This is a genomic window from Streptomyces sp. NPDC055955 (genome assembly GCF_042270245.1).
In the GTDB taxonomy this organism is placed as follows: Bacteria; Actinomycetota; Actinomycetes; order Streptomycetales; family Streptomycetaceae; genus Streptomyces.
On sequence record NZ_JBHJYS010000011.1, the window covers coordinates 1 to 17,824 of the forward strand.

At 70.4% G+C, this 17,824-nt stretch carries 14 protein-coding genes; 4 read left to right on the forward strand and 10 right to left on the reverse strand.

Going from position 1 to position 17,824, the window contains the following annotated elements:
* Positions 1–180: 180 nt before the first annotated feature.
* Complete coding sequence (locus tag ACFC96_RS22355) at positions 181–1,875, forward strand: beta-N-acetylhexosaminidase (RefSeq protein WP_376256453.1); 1,695 nt, start codon at positions 181–183, stop codon at positions 1,873–1,875.
* A gap of 81 nt (positions 1,876–1,956) precedes the next feature.
* Here the strand turns inward: ACFC96_RS22355 and ACFC96_RS22360 are convergent, their stop codons facing one another.
* From ACFC96_RS22360 to ACFC96_RS22405, 10 genes are all read right to left on the reverse strand, one after another.
* On the reverse strand, positions 1,957–3,729 hold the full coding sequence (locus ACFC96_RS22360) for an IucA/IucC family protein (RefSeq protein ID WP_376256451.1): 1,773 nt from the start codon (positions 3,727–3,729) through the stop codon (positions 1,957–1,959).
* Positions 3,726–4,286 carry a GNAT family N-acetyltransferase gene (locus ACFC96_RS22365; protein WP_376613767.1) on the reverse strand — a complete coding sequence of 187 codons (561 nt, stop codon included), beginning with the start codon at positions 4,284–4,286 and terminating at the stop codon, positions 3,726–3,728. The genes ACFC96_RS22360 and ACFC96_RS22365 overlap by 4 nt, the downstream gene beginning before the upstream one ends.
* The gene (locus ACFC96_RS22370; protein WP_376613769.1) at positions 4,283–5,563 is read right to left on the reverse strand and encodes a lysine N(6)-hydroxylase/L-ornithine N(5)-oxygenase family protein; all 1,281 of its coding nucleotides are present in this window, start codon (positions 5,561–5,563) and stop codon (positions 4,283–4,285) included. The genes ACFC96_RS22365 and ACFC96_RS22370 overlap by 4 nt, the downstream gene beginning before the upstream one ends.
* Complete coding sequence (gene desA / locus ACFC96_RS22375; protein ID WP_376613771.1) at positions 5,547–6,998, reverse strand: lysine decarboxylase DesA; 1,452 nt, start codon at positions 6,996–6,998, stop codon at positions 5,547–5,549. The genes ACFC96_RS22370 and desA overlap by 17 nt, the downstream gene beginning before the upstream one ends.
* Before the next feature lie 153 nt (positions 6,999–7,151).
* Entirely contained in the window at positions 7,152–8,039 is an 888-nt protein-coding gene (locus tag ACFC96_RS22380) for a siderophore-interacting protein (RefSeq protein WP_376613773.1), read from the reverse strand.
* A gap of 5 nt (positions 8,040–8,044) precedes the next feature.
* Positions 8,045–9,088, reverse strand: coding sequence for an ABC transporter substrate-binding protein (locus ACFC96_RS22385; protein WP_376613775.1), 1,044 nt, complete (start codon positions 9,086–9,088; stop codon positions 8,045–8,047).
* Between the two features lie 104 nt (positions 9,089–9,192).
* Complete coding sequence (locus ACFC96_RS22390; RefSeq protein ID WP_376256442.1) at positions 9,193–10,353, reverse strand: acyl-CoA dehydrogenase family protein; 1,161 nt, start codon at positions 10,351–10,353, stop codon at positions 9,193–9,195.
* 5 nt (positions 10,354–10,358) lie between these two features.
* Complete coding sequence (locus ACFC96_RS22395; protein WP_376256441.1) at positions 10,359–11,336, reverse strand: hydroxymethylglutaryl-CoA lyase; 978 nt, start codon at positions 11,334–11,336, stop codon at positions 10,359–10,361.
* Entirely contained in the window at positions 11,333–13,270 is a 1,938-nt protein-coding gene (locus tag ACFC96_RS22400; protein WP_376613777.1) for an acetyl/propionyl/methylcrotonyl-CoA carboxylase subunit alpha, read from the reverse strand. Before ACFC96_RS22400 ends, ACFC96_RS22395 begins: the two co-directional genes overlap by 4 nt.
* A 27-nt stretch (positions 13,271–13,297) precedes the next feature.
* Entirely contained in the window at positions 13,298–14,920 is a 1,623-nt protein-coding gene (locus ACFC96_RS22405) for a carboxyl transferase domain-containing protein (protein WP_376256440.1), read from the reverse strand.
* Positions 14,921–15,029: 109 nt separating this feature from the next.
* On the opposite strand from ACFC96_RS22405, the gene ACFC96_RS22410 reads away from it, so the two are divergent.
* The 3 genes from ACFC96_RS22410 to ACFC96_RS22420 all read left to right on the forward strand — a co-directional run bounded on the left by ACFC96_RS22410 (position 15,030) and on the right by ACFC96_RS22420 (position 17,791).
* Positions 15,030–15,623, forward strand: a complete 594-nt coding sequence (locus tag ACFC96_RS22410; protein WP_376256439.1) for a TetR/AcrR family transcriptional regulator — start codon at positions 15,030–15,032, stop codon at positions 15,621–15,623.
* Positions 15,624–15,715: 92 nt separating this feature from the next.
* Positions 15,716–16,873: an acyl-CoA dehydrogenase family protein gene (locus tag ACFC96_RS22415; RefSeq protein ID WP_100594312.1), complete on the forward strand. Its 1,158-nt coding sequence runs from the start codon at positions 15,716–15,718 to the stop codon at positions 16,871–16,873.
* Positions 16,874–16,909: 36 nt separating this feature from the next.
* On the forward strand, positions 16,910–17,791 hold the full coding sequence (locus tag ACFC96_RS22420; protein WP_376256437.1) for an acyl-CoA thioesterase: 882 nt from the start codon (positions 16,910–16,912) through the stop codon (positions 17,789–17,791).
* The last annotated feature ends 33 nt before the right edge of the window (positions 17,792–17,824 follow it).

Genomic DNA, 17,824 nt, shown 5'->3' on the forward strand with positions numbered 1-17,824 from the left:
TGCGGCCACGGCGGGCCCCGCCCCGGCGGCACGGGGCGGGCCCCGCCGTGGCCTCAGCCCCGCTCGCGCAGACGCCGCCAACACGGCCGAGGCGACGGCCGGTTGACCTACGGCTCCTGTCGCTCACCTCGGTGAGAATTGGTCTACACCCTTGACCCGCTCATGGGGCGGAGGGTACCCATGGTGACTGTTCGGCTGCACAGATGTGAAACCCCCCGCGATCCACGACCTAGTCGCTCGTCGAAGGGACCGTTTGTGAGACAGCAACAGAAGCAGCGCCGCAGGACCGCCCGGCTGTTCGGTTCGCTGCTGCTCGTCGCGGCCGCGGGGGTGTCCGCCGTCGGCGCCGCCCCGTCACCGGGTGCGGGATCCGCCGCCGCGACCCCGCTGGGCCAGGTGATACCCGCTCCGGCGTCGGTGGCCGCGGGCGGACCGGCGTACGAGATCACCTCGAAGACGCGGATCCGCGTCGAGCGGGACTCGAAGGAGGCGCGGAGCGTCGCCGACTACCTCGCGGGCGTGCTCAGGCCCTCCACCGGCTACCGGCTGCCGGTCACGGGCCAGGGTGGTCACGACGGCATCCGGCTCGAACTCAGCGGCAGGGAGAAGGGCTTGGGTGACGAGGGGTACCGGCTCGTGTCCGGCCGCGGCTCCGTCACCATCACCGCCCACAAGGCCGCCGGTCTCTTCCACGGCGTGCAGACCCTGCGCCAGCAGCTGCCCGCCGAGGTGGAGGAGAGCAGCAGGCAGACCGGGCCGTGGCTCGTCGCGGGCGGCACCATCGAGGACAGCCCCCGGTACGGCTACCGCGGCGCCATGCTCGACGTCTCCCGGCACTTCTTCGGGGTCGACAAGGTCAAGCGCTACATCGACGAACTCGCCCTGTACAAGGTCAACAAGCTGCATCTGCACCTGAGTGACGACCAGGGGTGGCGCATCGCCATCGACTCCTGGCCGAAGCTCGCCACGTACGGCGGGTCCACGCAGGTCGGCGGCGGGCAGGGCGGTTACTACACCAAGGCCCAGTACAAGGAGATCGTCCGGTACGCCGCCTCGCGGTACCTGGAGGTCATCCCGGAGATCGACATGCCGGGCCACACCAACGCGGCGCTCGCCTCGTACGCGGAGCTGAACTGCGACGGTGTCGCGCCGCCGCTCTACACCGGCACGAACGTCGGCTTCAGCTCGCTGTGCGTCAACAAGGACCGCACGTACGACTTCGTCGACGACGTGATCCGTGAGCTCGCCGCCATCACGCCCGGCAAGTACCTCCACATCGGCGGCGACGAGGCGCACTCGACCAGCCATGAGGACTACGTCACGTTCATGGACAAGGTGCAGCCGATCGTCGCCAAGTACGGGAAGACCGTGATCGGCTGGCACCAGCTGACCGGCGCCACTCCGGCGAAGGGCGCCCTCGCCCAGTACTGGGGTCTCGACGGGACCAGCGCGGCCGAGAAGGCGCAGGTCGCGGCGGCGGCGCAGAAGGGGACGGGGATCGTCATGTCGCCGGCCGACCGTCTCTACCTCGACATGAAGTACAACAAGGACACCCCGCTCGGCCTCGCCTGGGCCGGGTATGTCGAGGTGCAGCGCTCGTACGACTGGAACCCGGGCAGCTACCTTCCCGGCGTTCCGGCGTCGGCCGTCCAGGGCGTCGAGGCGCCGCTGTGGTCGGAGACCCTGTCGACCTCCGCGCAGGTCGAGTACATGGCCTTCCCGAGGCTGCCGGGTGTCGCCGAGCTCGGCTGGTCCCCGCAGGCCACGCACGACTGGAACACGTACAAGGTCAGGCTCGCGGCGCAGGCTCCGCGCTGGGACGCGCTCGGCATCGGCTACTACAGGTCGACGCAGGTGCCCTGGCCCGCGGGCTAGGTCACCGCAGGCGAACGAGTGGGGCTCCGACCGACGCCGCAGTCGCTGTGGACCGCGGCGTCCTGGGAGCCCCACTCACGTCTACGCGATCGGGTTCGCCAGCGTCCCGATCAGCTGAAGCGCTCCCGACGGGTCCGCGAGGTCCACCATCTGCTCGTTGTTGCGCAGCTGGAGCCGGTTGAGGCAGGACAGCGTGAACTCCGGGGCGAACATGTCGTACTGCCTGAATTTGTCGGCGAGTTGGGGAGCCGATTCCTGGTAGTCGCGGACACAGTCGGCGACCGCCTGCCAGAACGTGTCCTCGTCGAGCACGCCCTCCGTGACCAGGTTCGCCGCGAGGAAGCGGAAGAAGCAGTCGAAGACGTCCGTGAAGACGGACAGCAGTTTCTGGTCGTCGGGAACCTCGACCCGGATCCGGTCGACGCCGGGCGGGAGGACCGCGTCGGGGTCCATGACCGCGATCTCCTCGGCGATGTCCTTGAAGATCGCCCGCTGGACCGTGCCGTCCTCGCCGAGTACCAGGATGACGTTCTCGCCGTGCGGCATGTACACGAGGTCGTACGCGTAGAAGCTGTGCAGCAGCGGGGTGAGGTACGACCGCAGGTACGGGCGCAGCCACTCGGCGGGCGTCAGGCCCGAGCGCTCGACGAGGGCCGCGGCGAACGAGCGTCCGTCGGCGTCGACATGGAGCAGCGAGGCCATCGTGGCGAGGCGCTCCCCGTCGGCCAGGGACGGGACGGGCGACTCGCGCCACAGAGCGGCGAGCATTTTGCGGTACGGGGAGTAGCGGTCGGTCGCGGCCTCGTACTCCAGGTGCCGGTAGCCGACGGCCGCGCGCTCGCGGATGATCGACAGGCCGGTCGCCTTGAGGACCTCGTCGTTCTCGATGAGCTGCGCGAGCCAGTCGTTGATGGCCGGTGTGGCCTCCATGTACGAGGCGGACAGGCCGCGCATGAAGCCCATGTTGATGACGGACAGGGCCGTCTTCACGTAGTGCCGGTCCGGGTGCGAGGCGTTGAAGAACGTGCGGATCGACTGCTGCGCGACGTACTCGTCGTCGCCCTCGCCGAGGAGCACCAGACGGCGCTGGGCGACCTCGGCCGCGAAGGTGACCGACAGCTTGTTCCACCACTGCCAGGGGTGGACGGGGATGAGCAGGTAGTCGTCCGGGTCCAGGCCCTGGTCCGTGAGCGTGGCGGCGAACCGCGCGAGGGTCTGCTCACCCAGCTCGGCGCGCAGGTGGGACTCGTAGTCGAGCCCGGCGCCGGCCGTGAAAGCGGCCCGCTCCCGCGTCGCCGCCAGCCAGATCAGCCGGATCGGGCTCGCGGTCTCGGGCGCGTAGGAGAGGTACTCGTGGACGCCGAAGCCGAGCCTGCCGTTGTTGGCGACGAAGCAGGGGTGGCCCTCGGTCATGCCCGTCTCGATCTCCTGGAAGGAGCCGTCGAGGGCGAGGGAGGCCGCGGTGACCGGGGTCTTGGCGAGCTTGTAGCAGGTGCCGGAGAGGGTGGAGGAGATCTCCTCCAGGTAGACCGGCAGGATCGCGTCGCTCAGGCCGAGTGAGGTCTTCAGCTCGATGAGGAACTCCAGCGCGCTGAGCGGGAGTTCGCCGCCGTCGCGGTGGCGTGAGATCGAGTCGGCGCGGACCTGCCAGTGGTCGAGACGCAGGCGGCGGGCGCTGAAGCGGTACTCGGTCGCGCCGTCGTCGGAGCGCACCGAGTACCGGTCGCCGTCGAGGCGCTGCGGCGTGAGGAGACGCTCGTGGGTGAACTCGGCGAGAGCCTTGCGGATGAGGAGGCGGTTGGCCTCGGCCCAGCGCTCGGGGGAGAGGTGGGTGACGGCGTCGGAGAGCGTCATACGGCGGCCACCCCCGTGGCGGCGAGGAACTGCTCGCGTGTGCAGAAGCTGAGCAGCGCCTGCTTCTCGGGCTTCTGGACGACCCGCGCGGGGACGAAGCCGACGGCCTCGTTCAGGGCATGCACGGCCTTGTTGCGCACGTCGGGCTCGACGACGACGCGCCGGGCCGCCGGGTCGGCGAACAGGAACTCCATCACCGTGGTGATCACGGCACGGGTGAAGCCCGGGATGCGGACGTCGCTGGGCGCCGTCAGGAAGTGCATGCCGACGTCGCCGGGCTCGGGCTCGTACAGGCCCACGAGTTCGACGTGCGCCGGGTCGTAGCGCTCCATGAGGAAGGCGGGTTCGCCGTCGTGGAGGCCCAGGAACGCGTCGTGGTGCTCGGCGGCGGCTATCGCCATGTACTCGCGCTCCACGTCCTGCAGTTTCGCGTCCTGCATCAGCCAGAACGCGGCCTTGGGGTCGGTGACCCAGCGGTGCAGCAGCTCGGCGTCCGCGACCGGGTCGAGGGGGCGGATGCCGAAGGTGCCGGTGGGGGAGCCGGTGGGGGTGCTCATGCGGCGAACTCCTGGAACGCGATGGTCTTCTCTACGGGGTAGTACTCGGTGCCGAGCAGCTCACGGATGATGTACGCGTTGCGGTACGCGCCCATGCCCAGGTCGGGTGAGGTGATCGAGTGGGTGTGCACGCCGGCGTTCTGGACGAACACGCCACGGCCCGTGGTGTCGACGGAGTAGTTGCGGGCGAGGTCGAAGCGGCCCCGGCTGTCCCAGTTGAGCCGGTCACGGACCGGCTCCAGGAAGGCGGGCGTCTCGTACGTGTAACCCGTGGCCAGGATCAGGCCGTCGGTACGCAGCTCGAAGTCCTTGCCCTGCTCCTCCTGGCGCAGGCCGAGCGTGTACGTACCGTTCTCGTGACTCGCGCTCCGCAGAGCCGAGTTGGTGAGCAGCCGGGTGGGGACGGGCCCGGCCAGGTTCTTCTGGTAGAGCAGGTCGAAGATCTCGTTGATGAGGTCGCCGTCGATGCCCTTGAAGAGGTTCTTCTGCCGGTTCTCCAGGCGGTAGCGGGTCTCCTCGGGCAGCGCGTGGAAGTAGTCCACGTACTCGGGAGAGGTCATCTCCAGCGTCAGCTTCGTGTACTCGAGGGGGAAGAAGCGCGGGGAGCGGGTGACCCAGTTGAGGCGGTAGCCGTGGACGTCGATCTCGCTGAGGAGGTCGTAGTAGATCTCCGCGGCGGACTGGCCGCTGCCGACGAGGGTGATCGAGTCCTTCTGCTGGAGCTCCCGCTTGTGGTGCAGATAGCGGGAGTTGTGGATCGCGTCGCCACCGAGGCCCCGGCAGGGCTCGGGGATGTGCGGCGGAGTGCCGGTGCCGAGGACGAGGCGCGGCGCGCGGTAGGTCTCGCCGCCCTCGGTGCTCACGACGTACACCTCGGCGGCCTCGTCGTACGACACCTGCGTGACGGTCGTGCCGAAGCGGATGCTGGTGAGTTTCGCGGCGGCCCAGCGGCAGTAGTCGTTGTACTCGGTCCGCAGGGGATAGAAGTTCTCGCGGATGTAGAAGGAGTACAGCCGCCCCGATTCCTTGAGGTAGTTCAGGAAGGAGTACGGGGAGGTCGGGTCGGCGAGCGTGACCAGGTCCGACATGAACGGCGTCTGGAGGTGGGCGCCCTCCAGGAACATCCCCGAGTGCCACTCGAAGTCCGGCTTGGACTCCAGGAAGACACCGTTCAGTTCCGCTATCGGCTCGGTGAGGGCTGCCAGGCCGAGGTTGAAGGGGCCGAGGCCGATCCCGATGAAGTCGAGGGGATCAGGGGACTCAGGAAGCTTCGACAAGGTTCTCTCCCAGGTACTGCTCGGCGTGGCCGGCGATCAGATCGAGGACCGCGACGATGTCGTCGACGGTGGTCTCGGGGTTGAGCAGGGTGAACTTCAGGTAGTGGCGGCCGCCCACCTTGGTGCCCGCGACGATGGCGTCGCCGGAGGCGAACAGGGCCTTGCGGGCGTACAGGTTGGCGCGGTCGATCTCGGCGGGGTCGGTGACGCCGGCCGGGATGTGGCGGAAGACGAGGGTGGACAGCTGCGGTTCGACGACGACGTCGAACCGGGGGTCCGCGGCGAGCAGCCCCCAGGCCTTGCCGGCCAGGTCGCACACCTCGTCGAAGAGCTGCCCGACACCGTCGGCGCCCATCACGCGCAGCGTCATCCACAGCTTGAGCGCGTCGAAGCGGCGAGTCGTCTGGAGGGACTTGTCGACCTGGTTGGGGATGCGCTCGGTGACCATGCGGCGCGGGTTGAGGTAGTCGGCGTGGTACGTGGCGTGCCGCAGGGTGGCCGCGTCCCGGACCAGGACGGCGCTCGAACTCACGGGCTGGAAGAACGACTTGTGGTAGTCGACGGTGACGGAGTCGGCGCGCTCGATGCCGTCGAGGAGGTGCCGGTTCTTGACGGAGGCGAGGAGCCCGCAGCCGTACGCGGCGTCGACGTGCATCCAGGTGCCGTACTGGGCGCAGAGCTCGGCGATCTCGGGGAGCGGGTCGATGGAGCCGAAGTCGGTGGTCCCTGCCGTGGCGACGACCGCCATCGGCACGAGGCCCTCCTCGCGGCAGCGCTCCAGTTCCCGGGCGAGGGCCACGGTCCGCATCCGCTTGTCGCGGTCCACGGGGATGGTGACCACGGCGTCGGGCCCCAGGCCGAGGAGCGTCGCGGACTTCTTGACGCTGAAGTGGCTGACCTCGGAGGCGAACACCCGCATTTTCGTGGGGTGTTCGGGGTTCTCGGACTTGGTCTCGTCGCGGGCGAGCAGCAGCGCCTGGAGGTTGGACTGGGAGCCGCCGGAGGTGAAGACGCCGTCGGCGGCGGGGCCGAGGCCGATACGGCTCGTGGTCCAGTCGATGAGCTTGCGCTCGATCAGGGTGCCGCCGGCCGACTGGTCCCAGGTGTCGAGGGAGGAGTTGACCGCGCTGAGCACGGCCTCGCCGACCACGGCCGGGATGACGACCGGGCAGTTGAGGTGGGCGAGGTAGCGCGGGTGGTGGAAGTAGACCGCGTCGCGGAGGTAGACCTCTTCGAGCTCGTCGAGTGCGGCGGTGGTGTCGAGGAGGGGCTTGTCCAGGTCGACGGCGTCGATGCGGGGGGTGAGCTCGTCGACCGTGACCCCGGTGAACGGCCGCTCGGTGGTCGCGAGTTTGGCCGCCACCCGCTCGATTCCCTCGGTCACGGAACGGCGGTAGTGCTCCGCGGTCGTGTCGTTGAGCAGGTGCGAGCGCATGAACGGTCCTCCGGGTGGGGGCAGGAATGCGGGTGAGCGGGGAAGACGGGCGGCATGGGAGAGGGGCGAGGTCCCAGCGCCTGACTTAGGTTAGCCTAACCTAAGTTGTGCTGGCGACCCCGCCCCTCGTGAGTGGCCGGAATGTGCTGCCCGTCAGTTCTCCGCAGCCGCCTCCTGGGCCTCGGCGACGCGCAGGCCGTCCTCGCTGAGCCCCTTGCGCCAGTAACCGACGAACGTCACCGACCGCTTGTCGTAGGCGCGTTCGCGCACGAGATGGCGGCGCAGCTCCTTCATCGTTCCGGACTCGCCCGCGAGCCAGGCGTACGGACTCGACGCGTCAGGCAGCTCCGCCGCGCGGATCGCGTCCAGCGCGGACGGCGCGTTCTCGTCACGCACGAGCCAGGTGACGGTGACGTCGCCCGAGGTCTCGATCGCGGGGATGTCCTCGCGGTGCGGGACCTCCAGCCAGACGTGCGCGGGCAGCTCCGGCGGCAGCCAGGCGAGGATGCCCAGGGCGGCGGGCAGAGCGGTCTCGTCGCCCCACATCAGGACGTGGTCGGCGCCCTCGTGGGGGCGGCAGCGCACGGCGGTGTTGTCGGCGACCGCCGGGCCGAGGACCGTCACGCGGTCACCGGCCTTCGCCGCCTCGGCCCAGACGCAGGCGGGGCCCGCGCCGCCGGGGCCGTCGTGGTGCAGGACGAAGTCGATGTCGACCTCGCCGGGTTCGCCGGGCGCGCGGCGCTGCCCGCTGACCGTGTACGAGCGCATCACGGCCCGCACGTCGTCCGGGAGGGCCCGGTACGCGGCGTGCCAGGCGCGGCCGTCGTCACCCGGCTCCGCGGCCGGCAGGACGGGGGCCTGTTGGCCCGGCCGCGGCAGGAACAGCGACAGGCTCTGGTCGCGGCCCCCGGCGTGGAAGTCCACGAGGTCGGGCCCGGTGAACGTGACGCGCTGCAGCGACGGACCGAGCCGCCGCGTCCGCGTCACCTGGAGGTCGAAGAATCGGAAGGGTGCGATCGCGGGGGACTCGGTCGTCGTCATGTGTGTCAGCCGACCTTCTTCGCCTTCTCGATGGCCTCGGCGAGGTCCTCGAGGATCGGGGCGCACTTGGCGTACGAGTAGATGGGCTCGGTGACGCGCGGGATGACCTGGCCGGCCTTGACGGCGGGCAGCTTCTTCCAGGTGGCCTTGTCGAGGTCGGCGGGCTGGATGGCCGACGTCCGGTTGTCCATCATGATGATGTCCGCCGGGTGGGCGTCGATGTTCTCCCAGCTGAGGTTCTCGAACCAGCCGCCGCTGGCCTTCTTCGCCTTCTCGGTGGGCTCCACGATGTTCACGCCCAGCGACTTGAAGTACTCCAGGTCGGCGGAGAGGTTGGAGCCGGAGACGTAGAAGATGTCCTGGCTCGCCGAGCCGACGAGCACCCGGATCTCGGGACGGGCCTTGGCGGCCTTGCGCAGGCGGGCGGCCGCGTCCTCGAAGCGCTTCTTCGCCTTGACGGTCTTCTCGGCCTTCACGTCCGCGCCGAGCGACCCGGCGAGTTCGAGCAGCCGCGCCAGCGGCTGGGTCATCTGCCGGTCGTAGACGGAGATGCCGACACTCGGGGCGAGTTCGAGGATCTTGTCCGCGGACTCCTCGGGGACGTACCAGAGGGTCCCCTTGTCGTCGAACATCGTCGACACGAGGAGGTCGGGGGCGAGCGCCGCGTACTTCTCGATCTTGAACTCGCCCCAGGTGTTGCCGATGACCGTCAGCTTGCTGACGTCCATGTCGCCGGCCTGCACGTCGGCCTTGCCGCCCTTGGTGGTCGTCGGGCCGAAGACGCCCTTGACCTCGATGCCGTAGTCGAACAGGGCGGCGGCGACACCGGTGAACGCGACGATGTTCGCGGGTGTCTTGTCGCTCTTCGCCGTCGTGCCGCGGTCGTCCTTGAAGGACCAGGGGCCGGACTTGGCGCTGCCCGACTTGGCGCCCGAGCCGCTGTCCTTGGAATCGCTGCCGCAGGCGGCGAGCGCGGCTCCGAGGCCGAGGGCGCCGCCCGCGGCGAGGATGCCGCGACGGGAAGGGGTGGTGAGACGGGCATGGGACATGACAGTGGCTGCTTTCGTGACGAACGGAGGGCCGCTGGCCGGATTCTGGCTTAGGTTAACCTAACCTAAGAAGATGTCCAGAGGGCCCCCTCGTCGCCGCCCTCTCAGCCCGTCAGACCCAGCTCCCGCGCGATGAGCATGCGCTGCACCTCGCTCGTGCCCTCGCCGATCTCCAGAATCTTGGAGTCGCGCCACATGCGGGCCACCGGGTACTCGTTCATGAAGCCGTAGCCCCCGTGGATCTGCGTGGCCTCGCGCGCGTTGTCGACCGCGATCGTCGACGAGTAGAGCTTGGCGAGCGCCGCCTCCTTCTTGAACGGCTCCCCGCTCACCAGCCGCGAGGCCGCGTCACGCCACGCGAGGCGGGACGTGTGCGCCTTCATCTCCATGTCGGCGATCTTGAACTGGATCGCCTGGTACGAGCCGATGGTGCGGCCGAACGCATGCCGTTCCTTGGCGTACTTGACCGACTCGTCCACACAGCCCTGCGCCAGACCCGTGGCCAGCGCGGCGATCGCGATGCGGCCCTCGTCGAGGATGCGCAGGAACTGGGCGAATCCGCGGCCCTGTTCGCCGAGCAGGTTGGCCGCGGGGACCCGTACGTCGTCGAAGTGCAGCTCACGCGTGTCCGACGCGTTCCAGCCGACCTTCGAGTACGGCGCCGCCACCGTGAAGCCCGGCGTGCCGGACGGCACGATGATCGAGGAGATCTGCGGCTTGCCCTCGGGGGAGCGGCCGGTGACCGCCGTGACCGTGACCAGACCGGTGATGTCCGTACCGGAGTTGGTGATGAAGCACTTCGTGCCGTTGATCACCCACTCGCCGGTCGCCTCGTCGATCCTCGCCGTCGTACGGGTCGCGCCCGCGTCCGAGCCGCCGTCGGGCTCGGTCAGGCCGAACGCGCCGAGGATCTCGCCGGAGCACAGCCGCGGCAGCCACTCGGCCTTCTGCTCCTCGGTCCCGAACAGATGGAGGGGCATCGCGCCGAGCGAGACGCCCGCCTCCAGCGTGATGGCCACGGACGAATCGACGCGCGCCAGCTCCTCCAGGGCGATCCCGAGAGCCAGATAGTCGCCACCCATCCCGCCGTACTCCTCCGGGAAGGGCAGCCCGAACAGGCCCATGCGGCCCATCTCCCGCACGATCTCGTACGGGAACTCGTGCCGCTCGTAGAAGTCGCCGATCTTCGGGGCGACGACGTCGTGCGCGAACTCCTCGACGGTGCGGCGGAGTTCTTCGTGCTCGCTGCTCAGGCGGTGGTCCATCTTGTTCACTGCTCCTGTAGGGGCTGTGCCGTCTTCACGAGGGCGCGGACGGTGCGGGACGGGCTGGGCCGGCCCAGCTGTTCGGCCATCCACGCGCTGGTGGCGGTGAGACGGCCCAGGTCGACCCCGGTCTCGATGCCGAGGCCCGAAAGCATCCACACGAGGTCTTCGGTGGCGAGATTTCCGGTGGCGCTCTTCGCGTACGGGCAGCCGCCGAGGCCGCCCGCGGAGGCGTCCACGGTGGTCACTCCGTGCTGGAGCGCCGCGAGGGTGTTGGACAGGGCCTGGCCGTAGGTGTCGTGGAAGTGCACGCCGATCGCGTTCGTCGGCACGCCCTCCTCGTTGAGCTCGGCCAGGAGCGTCTGGACGTGGCCCGGCGTCGCGACGCCGATCGTGTCGCCGAGGCTGAGCTCGTCGCAGCCCATGTCCATCAGGGCCTTGGCGACCCGGACGACCTGGTGGACCGGGACGGCGCCCTCCCACGGGTCCCCGAAGCACATGGAGAGATAGCCGCGCACATGCGCCCGGCCCTCCTTGGCGCGGGTCACGACCGGCTCGAACATGGCGAGCGCCTCGTCCACCGTCCGGTTCAGATTGGCCTTGGCGAACGACTCCGTGGCGCTGGCGAACACGGCGACGCGGCGCGCCCCGAGCGCGAGGGCCCGGTCCAGACCCCGCTCGTTCGGCACGAGGACGGGCAGGTGCGGGCGGGCCGCGCCCTCGAAGTTCTGGAGCATCGGGAACAGGGCTTCGGCGTCCGCCAGTTGGGGCACCCACTTGGGGTGCACGAAGCTGGTCGCCTCGATGGTGGTCAGGCCCGCGGCCGCGAGGCGGTGCACGAACTCCGCCTTCACCTCCGTGGGAACCGTCGCCTTCTCGTTCTGCAGTCCGTCACGCGCGCCGACCTCGTGGATCCGCACGCGCGCGGGCAGATCCTGGGAGGGCACGACCATGGGCAGGGCGGTGGGTGCGGGGTTGCTCATGCCGTCATCTCCTCGTGGGGCGTGACGACCGCGAGGATCTGGTCCATCGCGACGGTCGTGCCCGGCGTGACGTCCAGTTCGGCCACCGTGCCGGCGTGCGGGGCGGAGATGACGTGCTCCATCTTCATCGCCTCGACCACCAGCAGGCTCTGCCCGGCGGCCACGTCGTCGCCGACAGCCACCTTCACCACGGTGACCGTGCCGGGCATCGGAGCGGTGAGAGAGTCGGCGCCGGAGTGCGCGGCGCCGGTCAGCGAGGCAGCCACCGGGTCGAAGTCCTGCACGTGCCAGGCGTCGCCCTCGCGGCCCAGCCAGTCACCGGACCGGTGGAAGGTGTGGGTCAGGCCGTCCAGGTGGACGGTGACGCTGTCGGCGCCGACGGTGTGGGTGCCGCGCGCGCGGTGCGTGACGGGTTCGCATCCCGCGGCCTTGAGGTGGAAGTCGACCGGCGCGGGCGTGCCGCCCAGGCGCCAGCCGGTCGGCTGCGCGAACGGGTCGGTCCAGCCGGACCCCGACGGCGTCAGGGCCGCCTGGCGGACCGCGGCCGCCGCCTCGTACACCTCCTCCGGCACCTCGCCGGGGACCAGGCCGTCGGCCTCGCGCTCCACGAGCCCGGTGTCCAGCTCGCCGGCCACGACCGCCGGGTGCGCGAGCAGCCGCCGCAGGAACCCGGCGTTCGTCGGCACGCCCAGCGTGACCGTCCCCGCGAGAGCGGCGCGCAGCTTGCGCAGGGCGGTCGCCCGGTCGGGCCCGTACGCGATGACCTTCGACAGCATCGGGTCGTACAGGCTCCCGACCTCCGTGCCCTCGCTGAGGCCGGAGTCGGTGCGCACCCCGTCGCCCTGCGGCTCGCGCAGCGAGACGACCGTGCCGCCCGACGGCAGGAAGCCGCGCGAGGGGTCCTCGGCGCAGATCCGCGCCTCGACCGCGTGCCCGGTCAGCTCGATGTCGCCTTGTGCGTACGGCAGTCGCTCACCGGCGGCGACCCGCAGCTGCCACTCCACCAGGTCGACGCCCGTGATCAGCTCCGTGACCGGGTGCTCCACCTGGAGGCGGGTGTTCATCTCCATGAAGTAGTACGACGAAGGGTCGTTGCCCGGCACGATGAACTCCACCGTGCCCGCGCCGCGGTACCCGCACGAGCGGGCCGCCTGCACCGCGGCCTCGCCCATCGCCGCGCGCGTCGCCTCGTCGAGGAGGACGCTCGGCGCCTCCTCGATGATCTTCTGGTGGCGGCGCTGGAGGGAGCACTCGCGCTCGCCCAGGTGGATCACGTGCCCGTGGCCGTCGGCCAGGACCTGGATCTCGATGTGCCGGGGGCGGTCGACCCAGCGCTCCACGAGCAGCGTGTCGTCGCCGAAGGAGGCGCGGGCCTCGCGGCGCGCGGCCGCGATCTCGTCGCCGAGCAGCGCCTCGTCACGCACCAGGCGCATGCCTTTGCCGCCGCCGCCCGCGGACGGCTTGAGCAGTACGGGCATGCCGATCTCCCGCGCCGCGTCCGCCAGTTGGGCATCGGTCAGGCCGCTGCCCGACGAGCCGGGCACGACCGGGACCCCGGCCGCCTTCACCGTCTCCTTGGCGCGGATCTTGTCGCCCATGAGGGAGATCGCGTCGGCGGAGGGGCCGATGAAGACGAGCCCGGCGTCGGCGCAGGCCCGCGCGAACGCGGCGTTCTCCGCGAGGAAGCCGTATCCCGGGTGGACGGCCTGCGCGCCCGCGCGCGCGGCCGCTTCGAGGAGCCGGTCCACGCGGAGGTAGCTCTCGCCCGCGGGCGGCGGCCCGATGCGGACGGCCGTGTCGGCCTCGCGCACATGGCGGGCTTCGGCGTCCGCGTCGCTGTACACGGCCACCGAGCGGATGCCGAGGGCCCGCAGCGTACGGATGACGCGGACGGCGATCTCGCCGCGGTTGGCCACAAGAACGGTGTCGAACATGCACGTGTTCATTGGGGTTCCCTCCCCTCACATCCGGAAGACGCCGAAGCCGCCGGACTTCTCCGGCAGTGGCGCGTGGGCGCAGGCGGTCAGGGCGAGGCCGAGGACCTGTCGGGTCTCCAGCGGGTCGATCACGCCGTCGTCCCAGAGCCGGGCCGTCGCGTAGTAGGCGTTCCCCTGCTCCTCGTACTGGGCCCGGATCGGCGCCTTGAAGGCGTCCTCGTCCTCGGCGGGCCACTGTTCGCCCCGCGCCTCCATCTGGTCGCGCTTGACGGTCGCGAGGACGGAGGCGGCCTGCTCGCCGCCCATCACGGAGATCTTGGCGTTGGGCCACATCCACAGGAAGCGCGGCGAGTAGGCCCGGCCGCACATCGAGTAGTTGCCCGCCCCGTACGACCCGCCGACGACGACGGTCAGCTTCGGCACGCGGGTGCTGGCGACGGCCGTGACCATCTTGGCGCCGTGCTTGGCGATCCCGCCCGCCTCGTAGTCGCGCCCCACCATGAAGCCCGAGATGTTCTGCAGGAACACCAGCGGGATGCCGCGCTGGTCGCACAGCTCGATGAAGTGCGCGCCCTTCTGGGCGGACTCGGAGAACAGGATGCCGTTGTTCGCGACGATCCCGACCGGGTGGCCGTGGATGCGGGCGAAGCCGGTGACGAGGGTCTGCCCGAACTCCGCCTTGAACTCGGCGAACCGCGAGCCGTCCACCACGCGCGCGATGACCTCCCGCACGTCGTACGGGGTGCGCGAGTCGACCGGCACCGCGCCGTACAGCCCCGCGGGGTCCACCTTCGGCTCGATCGCCGGGGTGACCGACCAGGGCAGCGGGCCGCGCTCCGGGAGCGTCGAGACGATCGTCCGCACGATCCGCAGCGCGTGCGCGTCGTCCTCCGCGAGATGGTCCGTGACGCCCGAGACCCGGGAGTGCACCTCGCCGCCGCCCAGCTCCTCGGCGGTGACGACCTCGCCGGTGGCGGCCTTCACCAGGGGCGGGCCGCCCAGGAAGATCGTGCCCTGATTGCGCACGATCACGGCCTCGTCGCTCATCGCCGGGACGTACGCGCCGCCCGCCGTGCACGAGCCGAGGACCGCCGCGATCTGGGGGATGCCGGCGCCCGACATCCGTGCCTGGTTGTAGAAGATCCGCCCGAAGTGCTCGCGGTCGGGGAAGACCTCGTCCTGCATCGGCAGGAAGGCGCCGCCCGAGTCCACCAGGTAGACGCACGGCAGGCGGTTCTCCAGGGCCACCTCCTGGGCGCGCAGGTGCTTCTTCACCGTCATCGGGTAGTACGTGCCGCCCTTGACCGTCGCGTCATTGGCGACGATCACGCACTCGTGGCCGCTGACCCGCCCGATCCCGGCGATCACCCCGGCGGCCGGAGCCTGGTCCCCGTACATCCCGTCGGCCGCGAGCGGCGCCAGCTCCAGGAACGGGGAGCCCGGGTCGAGCAGTGTGTCCACGCGGTCGCGCGGCAGCAGCTTGCCGCGCGCGGTGTGCCGGGCGCGGGCCCGCTCACCGCCGCCGAGCCGGGCCGCGGCCAGCTTGCCGCGCAGCTCGTCGGCCAGCGCCTCGTGCGCCGCCTCGTTGGCCCTCCAGGCCTCCGACGCGGGGTCCGCCGCGCTCGTCAGCTCCGGTGCCTCCTGCATCGCGCAGTCCCCTCATTCGGCTCGCGTCGTTCGGCTCACTCGGTTAATGAGCGTTAACGCGTTTCCCTCAGGTTAACGACCGCTAACGTCGCTGTCTAGAATTACCTTCATGGCCACCAGAACCGACGCCCCCACCCGCCGCGAGCAGATCCTCAAGGAGGCCGCGCGGCTGTTCGCCGAGCGCGGGTTCCACGGGGTCGGTGTCGACGAGATAGGTGCCGCGGTCGGCATCAGCGGCCCCGGGCTCTACCGCCACTTCGCAGGCAAGGACGCGATGCTCGCCGAACTGCTCGTCGGCATCAGCGGGCGGCTCCTGACCGGCGGCAAGCGCCGTCTGGCCGAGTCCGACGGCGGTGACCCCGAGGCGCTGCTCGACTCGCTCATCGAGGGGCACATCGACTTCGCCCTCGACGACCGTCCCCTGATCACCCTGCACGACCGTGAGCTGGACCGCCTGCGCGACAGTGACCGCAAGCTGGTGCGTCAGCTCCAGCGCCAGTACGTCGAGCTGTGGGTCGAGGCGGTGCGCGAGGTCTATCCGGGCCTGGTCGAGCAGCCCGCGAGGGCCGCCGTGCACGCCGTTTTCGGCCTGCTCAACTCGACCCCGCACCTCGGCAGGTCCGGCGGGCTGCCCGGCCGCGAGGCGACGGCGAGCCTGCTGCACCGCATGGCCCGCGGGGCCTTCGGGGCCGCCCAGGCGTGACGTGCGTCTCTGGACGCTCCAGAAACTGGCGGGTAACCTAAGCTGAGCAAGCGCTTAGTCGTGCAGTGATGCCGTTTCCGAAGGAGCAGGTCGTGCGCCGTACCGTTTACAACGAGGACCACGAGGCGTTCCGGGACACCATCCGCGCCTTCATCGAGGCCGAGGTCGTGCCCGTCTACGACGAGTGGTTCGCGGCCGGGCAGGCCCCGCGCGACTTCTACTACAAGCTCGCCGAGCTCGGCGTCTTCGGTATCCGCGTGCCCGAGGAGTTCGGCGGCGCCGGCATCGACTCGTACAAGTTCGAGGCGGTGATGTACGAGGAGACCTCGCGCGCGGGCGTCCAGTTCGGCGGCTCCGGCGTGCACGTGCTGCTCGGCCTCCCGTACATCAAGATGCTCGCCACCGACGAGCAGAAGAAGCGCTTCCTGCCGAAGTTCGTCTCCGGCGAGGAGATGTGGGCCCTCGCGATGACCGAGCCGGGCACCGGCTCCGACCTCGCGGGCATGAAGACCACCGCCAAGCTCTCCGAGGACGGCACGCACTACGTCCTCAACGGCGCCAAGACCTTCATCACCGGCGGTGTCCACGCCGACAAGGTGATCGTCTGCGCCCGCACCGACGCGCCCACCGCCGAGGACCGCCGCCACGGCATCTCCCTGTTCGCGGTGGACACCAAGTCCGAGGGCTACTCCATAGGCCGCAAGCTCGACAAGCTCGGCCTGAAGACCTCCGACACCGCCGAGCTGGCGTTCGTCGACGTGAAGGTCCCCGTCGAGGACCTCCTCGGCGAGGAGAACAAGGGCTTCTACTACCTCGGCCACAACCTCGCCTCCGAGCGCTGGGGCATCGCCTTCGGCGCCTACGCGCAGGCCAAGGCTGCCGTCCGGTTCGCCAAGGAGTACGTCCAGGAGCGCGCCGTCTTCGGCAAGCCCGTCGCCTCCTTCCAGAACACCAAGTTCGAGCTGGCCGCCTGCCAGGCCGAGGTGGACGCCGCCGAGGCCGTCGCCGACCGCGCCCTGGAGGCCCTCGACGCGGGCGAGCTGACCCCCGCCGAGGCCGCCAGCGCCAAGCTGTTCTGCACCGAGGTCGCGCACCGCGTCATCGACCGCTGCCTCCAGCTGCACGGCGGCTACGGCTTCATGAACGAGTACCCGATCGCGCGCCTGTACGCGGACAACCGCGTCAACCGCATCTACGGCGGCACCAGCGAGATCATGAAGACGATCATCGCGAAGGACATGGGCCTGTAACCCGCCCGTCCCTCCGCCTTCTGTAGAACTGGCTGTATGAATCAGGCACTGGAGTCCCTGCTCGATCTGCTCGACCTGGAGCAGATCGAGCAGGACATCTTCCGCGGGCAGTCCCGCTCCGCCGTGGTCCCCCGGGTCTTCGGCGGACAGGTGGCCGCCCAGGCGCTCGTCGCCGCCGGGCGCACCGTCCCCGGCGACCGGCACGCCCACTCGCTGCACGCGTACTTCCTGCGGCCCGGTGACCCGGGCGCGCCCATCGTGTACACGGTCGACCGCATCCGCGACGGACGCTCCTTCACCACACGCCGCGTCGTCGCCGTCCAGCACGGGCAGCCGATCTTCCATCTCTCGGCGTCCTTCCAGACGTACGAGGACGGGCTCGAGCACCAGGCGGCCATGCCGCCCGCGCCCGACCCCGAGACGCTGCCCACCGCCGCCGAGATGCTGCCGCGCTACGCCGACGCGTTCGTCGAGCCCGGCGTCGCCGAGCGGCTCCTCGAAGCGCGCGAGGCCGTCGACCTGCGGTACGTGGACGCGCCGCCGTTCGGCAGCGTGGGCACCCCGCAGGAGCCGCGCTCACAGGTCTGGTTCCGTACGAACGGCAAGCTCGACGGCGCCATCGACCAGCCTCTGCTGCACGTCTGCCTCGCCACGTACGTCTCCGACATGACACTCCTCGACTCCGTGCTGCTCGCGCACGGGCGCGGGGGATGGGCCGTGGGCGACGTGGTCGGCGCCTCGCTCGACCACGCGATGTGGTTCCACCGGCCGTTCCGCGCGGACGAATGGCTCCTGTACGACCAGGAGTCGCCCTCGGCCTCGGGCGGGCGCGGCCTCGGCCAGGCCCGCATCTACACGCGCGACGGACAGCTCGCCATCTCCGTGATCCAGGAGGGCGTCGTCCGCGTCCCGCGGTGAGCCCCCGTGGTTCGCGGCGCGCGGGGATCGGAC